At 55.6% G+C, this 15804-nt stretch carries 15 protein-coding genes; 6 read left to right on the top strand and 9 right to left on the bottom strand.

Translation table 11 applies throughout. The features are described from left to right. Positions 1–68: 68 nt before the first annotated feature. Both Poly41_RS01000 and Poly41_RS01005 read right to left on the bottom strand, forming a co-directional pair. Positions 69–1463, bottom strand: a complete 1395-nt coding sequence (locus Poly41_RS01000; RefSeq protein ID WP_146524070.1) for a TIGR01777 family oxidoreductase — start codon at positions 1461–1463, stop codon at positions 69–71. A gap of 12 nt (positions 1464–1475) precedes the next feature. Beyond that, a complete protein-coding gene (locus Poly41_RS01005) occupies positions 1476–2576 on the bottom strand; it encodes a sigma-70 family RNA polymerase sigma factor (RefSeq protein WP_146524071.1) in 1101 nt (366 codons plus the stop codon). Between the two features lie 395 nt (positions 2577–2971). On the opposite strand from Poly41_RS01005, the gene Poly41_RS01010 reads away from it, so the two are divergent. Genes Poly41_RS01010 through dprA form a run of 3 tightly spaced genes read left to right on the top strand, consistent with a single transcriptional unit; the run spans position 2972 to position 5697 of the window. Beyond that, on the top strand, positions 2972–3862 hold the full coding sequence (locus tag Poly41_RS01010; RefSeq protein WP_146524072.1) for a MerR family transcriptional regulator: 891 nt from the start codon (positions 2972–2974) through the stop codon (positions 3860–3862). Positions 3863–3872: 10 nt separating this feature from the next. Then, positions 3873–4538, top strand: a complete 666-nt coding sequence (locus tag Poly41_RS01015) for a dual specificity protein phosphatase family protein (protein ID WP_146524073.1) — start codon at positions 3873–3875, stop codon at positions 4536–4538. Then, positions 4528–5697, top strand: coding sequence for a DNA-processing protein DprA (gene dprA / locus Poly41_RS01020; RefSeq protein WP_146524074.1), 1170 nt, complete (start codon positions 4528–4530; stop codon positions 5695–5697). Before Poly41_RS01015 ends, dprA begins: the two co-directional genes overlap by 11 nt. A 13-nt stretch (positions 5698–5710) precedes the next feature. Here the strand turns inward: dprA and ilvE are convergent, their stop codons facing one another. Genes ilvE through Poly41_RS01035 form a run of 3 tightly spaced genes read right to left on the bottom strand, consistent with a single transcriptional unit; the run spans position 5711 to position 7916 of the window. Further along, positions 5711–6568, bottom strand: a complete 858-nt coding sequence (gene ilvE / locus Poly41_RS01025; RefSeq protein ID WP_146524075.1) for a branched-chain-amino-acid transaminase — start codon at positions 6566–6568, stop codon at positions 5711–5713. A gap of 38 nt (positions 6569–6606) precedes the next feature. After that, positions 6607–7446, bottom strand: a complete 840-nt coding sequence (locus Poly41_RS01030; protein ID WP_146524076.1) for an enoyl-ACP reductase FabI — start codon at positions 7444–7446, stop codon at positions 6607–6609. Beyond that, positions 7443–7916 (bottom strand): 3-hydroxyacyl-ACP dehydratase FabZ family protein, encoded by a 474-nt coding sequence (locus tag Poly41_RS01035; RefSeq protein WP_146524077.1) that lies wholly within the window; start codon positions 7914–7916, stop codon positions 7443–7445. The genes Poly41_RS01030 and Poly41_RS01035 overlap by 4 nt, the downstream gene beginning before the upstream one ends. A 701-nt stretch (positions 7917–8617) precedes the next feature. Here Poly41_RS01035 and Poly41_RS01040 point away from each other — a divergent pair. Beyond that, entirely contained in the window at positions 8618–10057 is a 1440-nt protein-coding gene (locus tag Poly41_RS01040) for an RNA polymerase sigma factor RpoD/SigA (protein ID WP_146524078.1), read from the top strand. Between the two features lie 5 nt (positions 10058–10062). Here the strand turns inward: Poly41_RS01040 and Poly41_RS01045 are convergent, their stop codons facing one another. Beyond that, positions 10063–11055 carry an NADPH:quinone reductase gene (locus Poly41_RS01045; RefSeq protein ID WP_146524079.1) on the bottom strand — a complete coding sequence of 331 codons (993 nt, stop codon included), beginning with the start codon at positions 11053–11055 and terminating at the stop codon, positions 10063–10065. A gap of 67 nt (positions 11056–11122) precedes the next feature. After that, a complete protein-coding gene (locus Poly41_RS01050) occupies positions 11123–11467 on the bottom strand; it encodes a hypothetical protein (protein WP_197230982.1) in 345 nt (114 codons plus the stop codon). 247 nt (positions 11468–11714) lie between these two features. On the opposite strand from Poly41_RS01050, the gene Poly41_RS01055 reads away from it, so the two are divergent. Next, positions 11715–13124 carry a sulfatase family protein gene (locus tag Poly41_RS01055; RefSeq protein WP_146524080.1) on the top strand — a complete coding sequence of 470 codons (1410 nt, stop codon included), beginning with the start codon at positions 11715–11717 and terminating at the stop codon, positions 13122–13124. 232 nt (positions 13125–13356) lie between these two features. Then, positions 13357–14895 (top strand): hypothetical protein, encoded by a 1539-nt coding sequence (locus tag Poly41_RS01060; RefSeq protein ID WP_146524081.1) that lies wholly within the window; start codon positions 13357–13359, stop codon positions 14893–14895. 328 nt (positions 14896–15223) lie between these two features. Here the strand turns inward: Poly41_RS01060 and Poly41_RS34725 are convergent, their stop codons facing one another. Both Poly41_RS34725 and Poly41_RS35585 read right to left on the bottom strand, forming a co-directional pair. Then, entirely contained in the window at positions 15224–15379 is a 156-nt protein-coding gene (locus Poly41_RS34725; RefSeq protein WP_231615309.1) for a transposase, read from the bottom strand. Next, positions 15376–15696, bottom strand: coding sequence for a transposase (locus tag Poly41_RS35585; protein WP_390621389.1), 321 nt, complete (start codon positions 15694–15696; stop codon positions 15376–15378). The genes Poly41_RS34725 and Poly41_RS35585 overlap by 4 nt, the downstream gene beginning before the upstream one ends. Between the last annotated feature and the right edge of the window lie 108 nt (positions 15697–15804).

Genomic DNA, 15804 nt, shown 5'->3' on the forward strand with positions numbered 1-15804 from the left:
AAATGTTCTGAGGGACTTCTGGCGAAGTCCACTACGTCCCAACTCGCAGTTTTAACCTTGACGGTCCACTAGGCTGGCGAACTCTTCAAGCGATCTTTGCCCAATGAATAGCGAAGGGTCTCCGCAAGATCGTTAAAGCGAAACCGGTAGCCCGATTGCTGCAATTTGACGGGAACCACCCGAGTGCTGGCCAGCAACAAGGCGTCCGCCATTTCGCCGAGGGCGATACGAAGCCCGAATGCCGGAGCGGGAAGCAACGCCGGACGGTGCATCACGGAACCAAGCACCTTTGCGAAGTCTCGGTTCTGAACCGGTGTCGGCGAAACAAAATTAACAGGGCCGCTGAGTGAGTCCGTCTGGATGGCGTGGTAGATCCCGCCAAGAACATCGTCCATCGCGATCCAACTCCACCATTGATGACCACTGCCGAGTGATCCACCGGCTAGCTTCGCCGGCAACAACATCTTGGCTAACGCACCACCTTGGCGAGACAAGATCAGACCAAACCGGGCATGGACGACTCGAATCCCTGCATCGACCGCGGGACGGCAAGCCCGCTCCCACTGATCGGCGACGTCCGCGAGAAAGCCCTCCCCATGAGCCGAATGCTCATCAAGAACCTGATCCTGCCGGTCGCCGTAAACGCCTGTTGCCGACGCGCACACCAAAACTCGGGGTTTCTTGGGCAATCTCGCGAGCGATTCACAGAGTTGGCGAGTCTTCAACACCCGACTCTCTCGAATCTCTCGCTTCACCACATCGCTCCACCGTCGGCTGGCAATCGAGGCCCCGGCCAGGTGAACGACCGCATCAACGCCATTGAGCCGACTGGCCTGTTGATCGCTTTGCCAAGCTGCGATGCGATCCTCACTCGGCGAACTTCGCACGATCCGCTGCGTCTCGTGCCCGAACAGACTCAGCAAGCCAAGCAGTTGCGAACCGACCAGCCCATGGCTGCCCGAGATGGCAACCCGCATCGCTTCGCTTGAATAAGCACTGAACAATTCCAAGTCATCGCGAGTGATCCGATGGCGGTACGCGAACATCGATTCGATTTTCTTCAACGCGAAACCACCGCCAAACCATCGGCCAAGCTGCCCGCCGGGCAATCGATAATGGATCGAGTCGGTCAACACGGACTTCGAATCGTTCCCACCGTCGGCATCAAATTGGTGCGAATGGCTCCAGCTCGCAAACGGCCCCGATCGCTGAGTGTCATCAAACCGGTTTGGCGGGTCGTAAAGCGTGTGCTCTGCGACCCAGCGAAGCGGCACACCAAGCAATCGCATCTTGAGGACAACACGACTTCCTACGTCCAAACCCGCGCTACCCTTCTCTACCGATACCGACTCCCAAGGAGGCGTCAATCGCTGCAACGCCCCCGGCCGTTCGTGGTAGGCGAACGCCTGCTGCTTGGAAACGCCAAGCTGAGTCGACGCGCGGTAATGTTGAGAGCCAGCCATCAGCGTCGTAACCTAAACCTCCAACTCAGCGAGCCGGACATCCCCCGCCATGGACCGGAGCTTCTCCATCGCGCGGCGCTCGAGTTGACGAACCCGTTCCTTGCTGATCCCCAAACGATCTGCTAACGATTGAAGCGTATGGACCTTGCGGTGAGACCCGAGCGAGAAGCGAGCTCGGATGATCAGCTTTTCCCGACGATCCAGGTCCTCAAGCATCGCAGCCAAGCGTGACCGCAGTTCGTGCCAACGACCTTCGCTAATGGAGGAACCCCGATCTTCGTCGCTTAGGTCTAAGTTCATGTCTTGCAGTCCACCGATTACCTTCTGACGCTCTTGTTGGTTAAACACAATCGTCCGGTAAGAATTGCGGCGGACGACCTGCGTTGCATAGGTGCTGAACCGAAAGCCTCGATCATAGTCGAATTTCTCCACGGCACGCATCAGTGCCACGATACCATCACTCAGCAATTCATCAAACTGATTGTTGGCGTTAACGAATTTCTTAACGATCGAAAAGACCAACCGTAAGTTCGCCTCGACAATTCGATCCCGATGCCAGTGAGCCATGGCGATCAAACGATCCACCAGCGCCAAACGGGCTCGAGAGGGCCGACTCGGATTGAGAAGACGACGGTGAGCCGCAGCTTGGTGCAGCAGAAAATTCATTCGCTGAAACAACAGGGACTCCTGCTCGGGCGTGAGCAAAGACGCCTCGCATAGTCGCCCGAGGTGGATGGGAAGATCTGCCCCGCTGCGAGTCGCCGTACGGACCCCGACCTCTTTTTGACGCGGCGCCAATTGGAGCGGCGCCGCAAAAATTTCTCTACCAATCTCGGTCTGCGAAAACTCGCTGTTGCTGATGAAGCCAATCTCCTGTCGGAGTTGCATCTTGGTGGCTCGCTTTAAGTCTTCTTTGGAAAGCGATCCATAATCACGAGCCAGCGAGTCGGCTTCGGAACTTGCGGAAACCAATTCGTCCATCTTCATCCATGAAGGCATCCGAGCGGGCAGTGTCGACGCACTGGAATCTTCGAGCACGGACTCGTCACCCTTAGGCTCGCTAGTCAGGGAATCGAGAGTCGCAACGCGGGAGGAGAGGGAAGCTTTCGTCATCGGTATCGCTCTTCGTGTTGATGAAACGAGGGAGGCATTTAGATCAAAACAAGCATTTGAACGTTTTGGACGTCCATATCGTCCATGTCGTTCATGTCGTTATACCGCTCCCGCCTGTTAAAGGCAACCTGCATTATCGACTGCATCGCAAAAAAGTTTTCGATTGGAACCTCCGACACGTTTTCTCTAAAAACATCCGATTTTTTCGATGTTTTTCTACGTTGCTTGAGTTGGCGGGATTAGCCGCTGGACTACAATTCGGCGTCCTCAGCGAAACGATTCAAGACATTTGCAGACCTCGATCGTGGCAACATCGCTCGATTTTGAGACGCAATTCGTCTTTAAATCCGTTCATTTCGTTCACATTTTGCCTTCTCCAGACACGAAAAAAGCCCGTGGCAGCTCGACTTCCCCATTTTTCGCCGAAGCAGATCGCCAATTCGATGCAAGTCAGCGAATCGTCGGTCAAGCGATGGTGTGATCGCGGCGTCATTCCGACCGTTCGCACGATTGGCGGTCACCGTCGGATCACGCTCGATGGATTACAGCAATTTCTGAGAGAGACCGGCCAGACCTTGGTTCATCCCGAAGCGATCGGATTGCCTTCGTTGTGCCAATGTCGCCGGACCGAGATTCCAGGAGCAAAGGATCCAGAGCAGCGTTCGTTTCGTAGTGCCTTGGCCGAGGGCGATGAGCAGACGTGCCGGGCGGTGCTCCGTGCCCGAGTCGCCGGGGGTGCGTCCCGTAGTGAAGCGGCCGAGGATTTGATCGCCGACGCCATGCATGGACTTGGCGAAGCTTGGGATTGCAAAGAAATCGACATTTATCAAGAGCGGAGAGCCTGTGACATTTGCCAGCGATTGATGATGGAGATGCGCAATGAGATTGGTCCCGTGTCCGCGGACGCTCCCGTGGCCGTCGGCGGTTCCCCCGAGGACGATCACTATCAACTTCCAACTGCGATGGTCGAGCTGGCGCTGCGAGAAATTGGCTGGAACGCCATCAACCTGGGAAGCAATTTGCCACTGGATAGTTTTCGACAAGCCGCCCATGATCAGAATGCGAAGCTGGTTTGGCTGAGCGTCTCGGCACTTGAAGATCCAGCCCGGTTCATTGTGGCCGAAAACCGCTTGGCGGGCTCGCTGGGCGAACAGGTTTCGCTGTTTGTTGGAGGACGGGTGATTGACGAGTCGCTGCGTTCGAAACTTCGTTACACCGCATGCTGTGGGAGTGTGCGCGAGCTGGTCCAATTGGCAGGAATGACACAGGCTGGAATTCGCCGCTAGAATAGCGGGAATGTGCGAACAAGACCCCAGTCAAGAACCTAGCGATCAAGCACCAGCAATCGACGATGGGATTCCCACGAATGCGTCGGCCCCTGCTGCCGTCATTGCGGAGATCGTGCCCGCGGTTCAACCCACTCGGACGCAGAAACTTTATGCGAAGGCGGTGTTCTACCCAACGTTGGCTTGGAATTACACGCTTGGTCGCATCCTGGGTGTCCGCCGCTGGTGGGACTATATCGATGCGCATGTGATCGTCGGCGCCTATCCTTTCGCTGGCGACGTTCCGGGACTTGCTGCCGAAGGAGTGAAGGCGGTGGTCAATACGTGCGAAGAGTATCCGGGGCCCTTGGCTGCCTACGAAGCGTTCGGCATCTCGCAGTTCTGGATGCCGACAACGGATTTCACCCACCCGAGTCTCGAAAACGTCAAGCTTGCCGTTGAATTTGTCGAAGAACACACCCACGTGGACGAAACGGTCTACATTCACTGCAAAGCAGGACGGGCTCGCAGCGCAACGGTTGCACTGTGTTGGCTGATGAAGTACCGCGGATTGTCGATCGAACAAGCCCAAGAAAAGCTGCTTCTAGCGCGCCCTCATATCAACCCACACTTGGGCGATCGTCCGGTCGTGAAGCAATTCGCTCAACAATTGGCACAAGAATCAAATGGACGGTGACGGGACCACGGGCGGCGGGATCTTGGGCGGCGGAGTCGACTCAACCGACACCGGGCCGGATCCTGCGACGATGGCGTTGCTTCGCTTGTCGATGCTTCCAGGGCTTGGTCCTCGCACGTTGACCGCACTACTGGAACGATTCGATACCGCAGAACAAGTTCTTTCTGCGGGTGAATCGGATTTGGCCATGGTCCATGGTGTGGGTGCGAAGCTGATCCACACGATCCGTACGGCATCACACCATGTGGACGTCGAGACGCTTGTGACGTGGTGTCACGAAAATGAAGTTACCATCGTTCGCCAGGGGCAAGCGGGATTTCCTCGTTCGCTCGAGCAGATGGTCGACACGCCACCGATTCTGTTCGTTCGGGGCGGGATGGTGCCTCAAGACACGTTAGCGATTTCCATTGTCGGCACACGCCACGGATCCGTGTATGGCCTCAAACAAGCGGAACGATTCGGGTATGCGTTAGCGAAGGCTGGCGTCACGGTGATCAGCGGCATGGCACGAGGGATCGATGCAGCGGCACATCAGGGAGCGCTCCACGCAGCAGGACGCACGATTGCGGTGCTGGGCAGTGGGCTTGGACAAATCTACCCACCCGAGCACAAAACACTTGCCGATTCGATCGCTTCGTCCGGAGCGGTGATCAGCGAGTATGGCCCCGATGCCAAGCCTCGTGCAGGGATGTTCCCACAGCGAAATCGGTTAATCGCCGCGATGGGGGTCGCAACGCTGGTGATTGAAGCGCCCGACCGCAGCGGGGCGTTGATCACCGCTCGATTGGCATGTGAAATGAATCGCGATGTTCTGGCGCTTCCTGGACCTGTCACCAGCCGAACGTCACGCGGGTGCAACCAGTTGATTCGCGACGGGGCTCGTTTGGTCCAGACCGTCGACGATGTCTTGGAGGAACTCGGTCCGATGTTCGAACCCGTGGAATCCGGGGACGGGCTCACCATTCGCAGCGGATCGGAATTGCGGCTGAACGAGCTTGAACGAGACGTGCTCAATGCGATCGACCAAACGAGTACCCCCATCGACCAGGTGATCGCCAAAACACAATTGCCCGCATACCGTGTGATCGCGACCATCAGCGTGCTGGAAATGCGGTCGTTGATTCGCCGGCTCAGCGGCCAATACGTGACCCGAATCTAATCGGCAATCCGCTCTACTGTCCAACCAGCTTTCGGAACGCGGCAGTCAGCTTTCGAGTGATTGGGCCTGGCGTTCCATCACCGATCGTGCGATCGTCGATCTTGACCGCAGGAATCACTTCCGCAGCACTTCCGGTCAAGAAGCATTCATCCGCGACGTAGACATCGTAGCGAGTGATCGCGATTTCACGAACCTCGATCTTTTCTTGTGCGGCAAGTTCCAGCACCACGTCACGCGTGATGCCTTCCAAAATTCCGGCGTCCACCGGGGGCGTGATCAGCACACCGTCTCGGACAAGGAACAGATTGTCGCCGGTGCATTCGGCAACCTCACCTTTGTGGTTCAGCATCAACGCTTCGACGCACCCCGCCTTCAAGCCCTCGATCTTCGCCATGATGTTGTTGAGGTAATTCAACGACTTGATCCGCGGACTGAGGGCGGCCGGGTGATTGCGAATCGTCGAAGCAGTCACCAACTCAAGCCCATCCTGATAGAACTCTTCCGGGTACAACTTGATCGTGTCCGCAATGATAATGATTTGCGGGTGGCTGCAGCGAAAGGGGTCAAGTCCTAGCGGTCCGGCCCCCCGCGTGACGACCAGGCGAATGTAGCCGTTTTCCAAATCGTTCTTGGCAACCGTTGCGTTAACATCCAGGATCATTTGGTCCATGGAGATTGGAATCGTTAAGGCGATCGCTTGAGCAGAGTCCCACAACCGTTTCAGGTGCTCACGTAACCGAAAGACCTTTCCTCCGTAGATTCGCATCCCTTCGAAGACGCCGTCGCCGTACAGCAAGCCGTGATCGAAAACGCTGACCTTCGCGTCATCGCGACCAAAGTACTCACCGTTGATATAGATTTGTTGACTCATCTTTGATCTTTCCAGCAATTCGGGTGGGTGGTCCATGCTCAGTCAATGTCTTGTGCCGTGACCGCCTGGACCACGTCAGCATCGAAATAGTTTATTGCCATTGCAGCGTCCACCACAATGGACTGGGCAGCAATTCCACTGCTTCGAGAGCTGAGCAGAAAAGCGGCGGTGTTGGCGACTTCATCGGTCGTCACGGCGCGGCGACGGGGGATCACTTTTTCGGCAAACAGGTACGAATCGACGTACCCGGGAATTCCCGCCGACGCACTCGTCTTCAATAATCCAGCGGACACGGAATTGAATCGCACCTCACTGAACCGGCTGAACGATTTTGTCAAAAACGCCAACGACGATTCAAGCGCGGCCTTGATGGGCGCCATGAATCCATAACTCTCACTTGCCATCCGCGTGGTGCTGATCCCGATCGTGACCACCGAAGCCTGCTCCGAAAAACGGTCTTTCAAGGCGTTACAAACGCTGATCAAGGAGTAGGCAGAAATGTCAACCGCTTGTAGGAATTGCCGGCGCGTCGTTTCATGAAACGGTCGAATGCCTTCGGGATAATCTGCGAACGCGATCGAGTGCACCAAACCGTCAAGCACAACCTGCTCCGCTGCAAGGTGTCGGGCAAGCGAGTCAATCTGAGCTTGGTCGGCAACATCACACACGATCACGGGCTGGTCTTTCAGCAGTTTTTCTAAGCTTTCCTTTCTCGCTTCACTCCGCACACTGTAGATCACCGCCGCTCCGGCTTGGCGAAGCACCAGTGCGATCCGATAGGCAACACTTTTCTTGTTGGCCACGCCCATCACCAAGATGGTCTTCCCGCGTAGACCCAAAAAATCATGGACCGGTTCGCTTGAATTCGCTGCGTTCATTCTGCGGTACCTGAATCAGCGACGTTGGAATCGGCGACGGCGGGATTTGCGATCGAGCAGGCGAAATCGAGGCGAGTGGCCAGCTTGCCGCCAACGGTCATCTTGCCGGTTAGGAAAAATGCATTGCTGACTCGGTCCTTTAAAACGGCATGAACTTCGACCGTTTCACCGGGCCTGACCATTCGTTTGAATTTGACGTTGTCCATTCGAGTCGCCACCGGCACCGCATGCTCATGCTCGCCGCCTAATGCGGAACCGGCCAACAGAATCGCTCCGGCCTGCAAACAGCATTCGCACTGGATCACACCAGGCACAAGGGGATGGCCCGGGAAGTGCCCTTGGACAAAAAACTCCTCTTCGCGGAACGTTTTTCGGCAAATGATTTCCGAGTCGGTTTGCGAAACAATCTCGTCCAATAGCCGCATGGGACTACGGTGCGGGATACTCTGTTCAATTTTCTCGACAGTCATCTTTGGGGCGCTCGCGGATTTCGACCTGTTTGGCCGGCATTCGACGCGAAAACGCGGTGTTTCGTCAACCCGGCAACCAACTCGACGATCGAGTACGAGAACGAGTACCGGCGGAACGCCTGAGGACGAGTAAGAACGGAAAGGCCATAACTTGCGATGTTTGAAAGTCAACGTGGCGCTGCCCAGCCAACGAGCACCTGGCGAGTTTGAGACTCGTCAGACGCCCCTCCATCAGACGCCCCTCAACCCGTGGACAAATTGTCCAGCGGAATGACCGCGAGCCCGAGATGGTTGTCGCTCGGCTTTCGTTTTCCTCTGTTTTCGCGACAAAAGATTGGCCCCGACCAATTTGAGACAAAAACATTTCAGCCCCCGCTTGGTCGCTGTTTTTTTGCTTTTTCTCGCGTCGATGCATAGCATGCTGTGCTGCCTCGATTGCATCTTTTGGTGTTTTTTTGCCCCGGCGCTGACACGATTTCGCCCCCGCCTGCGTCTAAGGGACGAAACGAACAGGTCACGATCTCTCTTCGTAGTACTTAGAAGTACCGTTCGCGGGGCCGTGCGCCATCACTGCGAGATGGAAGCTCCAGCCACGCACGTGAGCGGATTCGCCCAGACCCTCAGGGTGTGACCAGCGTCATCGGCACGGAGCCAAGCAGTTAACAGGCGAACGATTACGGCACGACAAAAAAGGAAAACAGATGGTTTCCCTCAACTCTCATTATACCGACGAATTCTTTCACGACACCCTAGATCCGTCCAATCGAACCCGTGATGGAAACGGTTTGCATGCCAGCGAAGAATTGGCCGACACGCTCGGTACTTATTTGAAGCAAATGGGCCGCACTCCGCTGCTCAGCGCCGAACAAGAGCTAACGTTAGCAACGGAACTGGAAGCGGCACGTGCATGTTTCCGATCCGAGTTGTTGCGAGTTCGTTTTGTTGCCGAAGAGTCCGTAGCGATTTTGCGTGACATTCTCGACGGCAACGCCAGAGCGGATCGAACGCTGAACTTTTCGGTTTCCGATCAGCAAGCGAAAAAAGGAGTACTGGGACGGCTTGAACCCAATTTGCGCACACTTGAATCGCTGCTGGAGTTGAACCGGCAAGATTTTGAAACCATCCGAGACGACAACGCGTCGATTGGTGTCCGTCGTGATGCACGTCGGCGCTACCTTCGGCGTCGTGAATCGATCGTCGCACTGATCGAAGAACTTGGTTTGCGCCTTCCGCTGTTGGAACAGCATTTCGTCTCCCTCGTTCAGATGTGCGAGCACGCGACCCAACTCCGCAGCCGGCGAGAGAGGATGTCGGCCGAAGAGGCGAAGCAATACGATCAAATCATGCGTCGGACCCAGCACTCTTGCCGGGGCCTCGATCAGCGTCTGGATCAACTTCAACGCTCTCATGCCGCCTACACCGATGCGAAGCAACAACTTGTCGAGGGCAATCTTCGACTGGTGGTTTCGATCGCCAAAAAATATCGTGGCCGCGGCCTGTCCTTTTTGGATCTGATCCAAGAGGGCAATTCGGGATTGATGCGTGCGGTGGAGAAATTTGAGCCGGAGAAGGGATTCAAGTTATCAACGTACGCGACCTGGTGGATTCGACAGGCGATTGGTCGCGCGGTAGCCGAGCAGAGCCGTACGATCCGGATTCCCGTCCATGTCGTCGGCGAAATGAATGAGCTGCAACGGACGATCAGCGAACTCTATCAGCAGCTCAATCATCGCCCCACTCACCGAGAAGTTGCTGATTCCGCTGGCCTGAGCGATGAGCGTTTATCGGTACTCGAACGCTCTTTAGGCGCAAGCTACAGTTTGGACCAATCATCCGACTCCGAAGCCCCTGCGAATTTGCGGGACATGATTCCCGAGCCATGCGACACACCGGTTGGCACCAGCGTCGACGCATCAAGCCTGCAACATCGGCTCGAGGGCATGATGAAGAAACTCGACGAGCGTGAACGCCTCATCGTTCGGATGCGTTTCGGTTTTGACGACTACTCGTCGCGAACGCTTGCGGAGGTCGCCAGTGTATTCAAGATCAGCCGAGAACGCGTACGTCAAATTGAGCGTCGCGCGATACGAAAGCTGCAGCAGGCCGAAGGCGCCGATGCACTCGAAGGCTTTCTTGATTAGGCGACTTACACTCTTAATACGATTTTTCCGGACAACTGTCCGTCGCCGCCCAGCGTCGAGGCTTCTTGCAACCGATGGGATTCGGCGGCTTCGTCCAGCGACAGCGTCTTGGAAATATTGGCGGTCAACTTGTTGGCGGCCATCCATCGATTGAGATCCTCCGCAGCCGCTCGCAGTTCGGTGTGAGTTGCTTTGAACATCGCGAATCCGTGCAGCGAGCATTCCTTGACATAAAAGGGGCCAACCGGAAATTCAGGACGCGCTTCGCGTCCTGCCATGATCACCATCCGACCTCGGGGCGCAAGCATTTCCACTGCGGCATCAAAATCGGGTTGCCGACGAGTTTCCCAAAACACGTTCACCCCCTTGGGGACCTCTCGCCTGACCGCCTCCTGAATCGATTCCTGCTTGTAGTTGATGACGACATCCGCACCGAGCATTCGAGCGATGTGGCATTTCTCGTCGCTCCCTGCCGTCGTGATCACTCTGGCGCCAGCGATTCTCGCGATTTGAACAACCATCGATCCCACCCCGCCGGTACCACCAATCACAAGGATGGTTTCACCCGCTTGCAAATCAGCTTCGCGGAACAGCCCCAAGTGTGCGGTCACGCCAACCAGCGAGGACGCCGCTGCATCATCATACGAGACGTTATCGGGCAACGGGTAGCACCAAGCCGCGTCAACGGCAATTCGCTCGGCAAACGTTCCCTGTCGACCGAGCAAGCCTTGGTTGGTGCACCAAACGCGATCGCCAACGGAGACGCCGGTCACTCGGTTGCCGACCTGTTCGACCACGCCCGCGGCGTCGCAGCCGATGATGTACGGTTTCGGACTGTCAAAGCTGATCACACCGCTGCGGATGTAAGTATCGATCGGATTGACCGCAACGGCATGGACGCGAATCAACACGTCGTGTCCGTTCAATTCAGGCTCCGGCAATTCGCCAAATTGAATCACCGCGGGATCGCCCGTCGATTCGATAAAAGCTGCCTTCATCTGCTGCACCCGCGTCGAAAGAAAAAAGAAACCTGCATCCACCTCAAGAAGCTCGGATGCCTTGATTCTAATCGGTTGGGCCACCTTCGTCGCGAGTGGCTGGTTCCGCTTGCTCGACAGCCTTGGCTGCCTTCTTGGCTGCTCGCTTGGCCAGATGATCAGCGGCCATCTGCTCGATCGACCGCACCTGGTCAGGGCACGTTTTCCCATAGCTCTTTTCGTACAAGGACTCAATGTACTCGGGCAACGGCAGTTTCCAAGGTTGTTGTTTGTGGTTCGCGTAGGACCCAAACTTTTTCGGATTCAGCCCCAACTCACGAGCCATTTGGACATGGGCGTGCGACAGATTAAACTTCTTACGAGCGTCAATCCACGGCAAGAACTTATGCGGAATTCGATTTTTCTTAGCCATACCTACCCCTGATCACGTTGGTCGCTGTCCCGGTGACGAGGACATCACCTCGCTGCAAGGTCGACATCAGAATAACGAAGCCATTGCGGTTGAAGAAGCACCGGCAACCCTTGTTGTCTATCCGAGCAATGTCACGACGAGTATCCTGATCTTCGGGTGTGATTCAACGTTGTATTTTGCCAAGATCCTACTCGGACGTCGTGGCCACCGAAGGGGCCATTGGACCAACTCATAGGAACAAAACGACATGTTTAAACCTTCTTTCGCGAACCTGGCTATCATCGCGGCGATCGCGATGTGTCGATGCGGCGGGCTGGTGGATGCCCATGCAGCCGAGCGTCCCAATATCATTTTCCTCTTCGCCGACGATCTTGGCTGGGGGGACTTAAGCTGTTATGGCCAAGATCGCGTCAAGACGCCGAACCTGGATCGATTGGCTCAGCAAGGCACTCTGTTTACGAACTTTTATGTTGCTGGCTCCGTCTGCTCGCCGAGTCGAACCGGGATCATGACAGGACAGTATCCCGCTCGGCATCGAGTGTTTGGGCATTTCGCCGCCGAGGCTTCGAATGCGAAACGCGAGATGCCCAATGCACTCGATCCAGACATCATGACCTTAACCGATCTGTTGAAGGACGCCGGATACCGGACTGCTCATTTTGGTAAGTGGCACCTGGGGAACGTGTCACCTGAGGAGTACGGGGTGGGTGCGTTTCGGACGGAATCCCATACGAACATCCCGGATCGAGGGCGACTTGATATTTGGAACCCTCCGAATCGCCCCAAGTGCACCGCCGATATCCTCGACGCAGCTTTGGAGTTTATGGATTCGCAACAGGCAACTTCCGAGCCGTTTTTCCTGAATGCCTGGTTCTCGGATCCTCACGCGACGTTGAACCCATCGCTCGAACAGCTCGAACGCGTCAAGCAGTTTGCGCCCAAGGGGGTCGATTTTTACGGTGTCGCTCAAGTCTTCTACGCTTGCGTCGTGGAAATGGACCGACAAATTGGCCGGTTTCTCGACGAGCTCGATGCTCGCGGGCTCAGCGAGAACACACTCGTGATCTTTTCAAGCGACAATGGCCCCGAAGACTTCCAAATCGGCAACTCGGCTCATAGCGGCGTGGGTTGTACGGGACCGTTTCGCGGGCGGAAACGAAGCATCTACGAAGGTGGCATTCGTACGCCATTCTTGCTTCGTTGGCCCGGCAAGGTACCCCCTGGGAAAGTCAACGACACCTCGATCGTCAACGGTATCGATTTGCTGCCCACCCTTGCTGCAATTGCCGAAGCCGATATTCCAGCATCCCTCGAACTTGACGGCGAAAACATGCTCGATGTCTGGTTGGGAAAAGATCGGCAACGCAGTCGCCCCCTTTTTTGGGAGTGGCGCTATCGCGTGTTTGGTCACCCCTACAACCAACCACCGCGGCTGGCGGTTCGCGAGGGTGACTTCAAGCTGCTGATCAACCCTGACCAAAGTCGCGTCGAGCTCTACAACTTGAGACGAGATCCCGGCGAAAGAGACAATATCGCGTCCGAGCACAGGGAAAAGGTCAACCAGTTGCAAGCCATGCTACTGAATTGGAACGAAAGCCTGCCTAAGTCTCCGGTCGAACCGGTCGCCGGAAAAGCAAACTGGCGTTGGCCCCAGTAGGCGGTTCCCCTTTTTTTGAGGTAGCCAGCCGATTAAGGGCGAGCCCTCGACCGAGTGTCTCTCGAAATGCTGCCCCGAGCACAGGACCCAGCTGGGCGACGCCAATCCCGGGATCCGCGGGACAGGATCCCGGGATTGGGAAATTTATCCGGTCTGCACACGCCCACGGCCCGCGGACTATAATGAAGGCCCTTTCGCCAACATTGTCTCCAACTTGGATCTCGAATTTCCAATGAAACGATACGCCATTGCTCCATTGTTGATCATCGCTTCTTTGATCCCTTGCATCAGCTCTGCTCAATTCGAAGGAATGAAGTACCGGATTCCTTCGGATGCAAATAGCTTGGTGCTGATCAATGCCGAAAAGCTGTTCGGATCACCGGTTGCGGATCGAGAACGTTGGGCTGCTCGACGCAAAGCCGCGTTTGAATCGGGAATCTCCGCATTGCCACCCGATGCCACCGAGGTGTTGATGGCAGGGCGTCTTGACCATGAATTTGGCGAGACCGTGTGGGAAATGTCGATGGTGAAATTGCAGGGAGAGCGCAATGTCTCCTCGGTGGCTCAGCGATTCGGCGGCACCATGGATACGATTGACGGCCGATCTGCGGTCCGATTACCGGATGATCATTATGTCGTTCAAATCATGAGCAATCTGCTGGGGTCGTACACGCCTGCGAATCGCCAAGACGTTACGCGCTGGTTGAAGTCGACCAATACCACCTCGGGATCTCCGCTACCGGAATATCTAGAGCAAGCATTCGTATATGCTTCCAAAGTTGGTACTCCGATCGTGATGGCGTTGGACTTGGAAGGCGTCGTTTCGCCCGCCAAAATCAAGGCAGGGTTTGGTCAATTCGAATCCTTGAAAGCTTCGGGAATTTCACCCGATGCATTCGCAAAATTGATGCAAGGTGCCAAAGGGGTTACCTTGGGGATCACCGCCGGAGACGACACCCTTGGCGCGATTCGCGTCGATTTCTCCCAGTCACCGGAGATCCTTGGCAAGGTTGGAAAAGACTTGCTGATCGAGGTTTTGCAAAAGCAAGGCGTCATGATTGAGGATGTTCACGATTGGAGTCCTTCGATCAATGGAAACACCTTTTTGCTTCGCGGCAAGCTTTCCAGCAATGGAGCTCGCCGTGTAATGAGCGTTTTGGCGCTGCCTCCGACCCTCGCCGATTCGATGAACGAAGCGATGTCCCCTGGATCGGATCCCGAAGGGACTGCAAAACGAATCGCGTCACAACAGTATTTCCAGTCGATCACGACGCTTCTAGACGACTTGCATGAGAAGCCAAAACGTGACCACGCACAAACGTTCGGCCAAGCCGCGGTTTGGTATGATCGCTACGCTCGCAAAATCGACCAACTACCGATTCTCAACGTGGACGAGCAATTGCTCGATTTTGGTTTTCAATGTTCGACGGCCCTCCGCAATGCCGAAATGGCGATGAAGGGCGTGGGAATGCGTTCGTCCGTTCGAACGGCCAGCAACAATCCGTCCGTAGGCGCATCCGTCTCGAGCTATGGAGGCGGCTACCGCGGCGGCTACGGATATGGCGGCGGCTATTACGGTCCATCCGCGCCGGTGGTCGGCGTCAATTCGTTCAATGCAACCATGATGGAAAAAGGACGCTCCGATGCGATCATTCGTGGCCAAGAGCGGACCGCAGGAGCAGCATCGGTTCAGCAGATTTGGCAGGCTATTGACCAAGCAACCGCTTCGATCCGCCGCGATATGGTCCAAAAGTACAGCGCGGATTTCTAGCAAAACCCGTTGCGTGATGGAGCACAAGGTTGGGTTCATAGGGCGTGTGGCAGTCAACCTGCCACAGCCGCCCGACCACCTTTCCATATTTCTTGCGAACCTGCGACACTCGAAAAGGGTCTAGTGGACCGTCAAGGTTAGAACTGCGAGTTGGGACGTTGTGGACTTCGCCAGAAGTCCCTAAGAACATTTGAGTTACAGATTTCTGGCGAAATCCACTACCCTAAAATTTGCTTCCTTAGAAGAATCTGTGGGTGAATTTTGACTCTGGCAGCGCGCCAAGGTTGTGATAGAGCCCTGTTTCGTAAGCTTCTTGGGTGCGAAAACCTTAGGATTTTCTGGTAATCCGTTTTCGCTTGTTGTTAAAACCTTCTCCAACGCCGGATGACAACGTCCCTCCGGCTCGAAACCAGTTCAGTAGCAACTCGCGTTTCTTGCGGAGCGTCGTTGCTAAATCCTTCATCGGATCGATTTTGCTTCTCATCGCGCGAGTACACCAAGCATCAAGAAACTTACCTGCCGATGCATGACGTGAAAACGGTCCAGGATACGAATCGCGTGAGGGCCCTTCTTGGCAATCACTTTCAAGTACGCCTGCCACATGTCACTGCAAACAATTGGATGTCTGCTCTCCTTCCTATTGAGGATTTCCCAGTCAAACGGGAGGCAGGCTCTGCTGCGGAGCAACCTACCGAGAGATAACTGGGCCAGGAAGGGAAGAGTTTCCGCTGGGAAAGGGTCGAACGAGCGTGTCTTTCCGGGGTTTCTTTTTGGGCTTCGAGATGGAATGACGCTGAACACCTTCTTTCTGCCCTGAAATGCCTTAAAAAACCGGGGGATCGGAATGAAGATGGCAAAAAGCTACCGACCCATTGCGTGGGAGAGCCAAATGGTTTGGATGAGCCCCTT

Source organism: Novipirellula artificiosorum (assembly GCF_007860135.1).
In the GTDB taxonomy this organism is placed as follows: domain Bacteria; phylum Planctomycetota; class Planctomycetia; order Pirellulales; family Pirellulaceae; genus Novipirellula_A; species Novipirellula_A artificiosorum.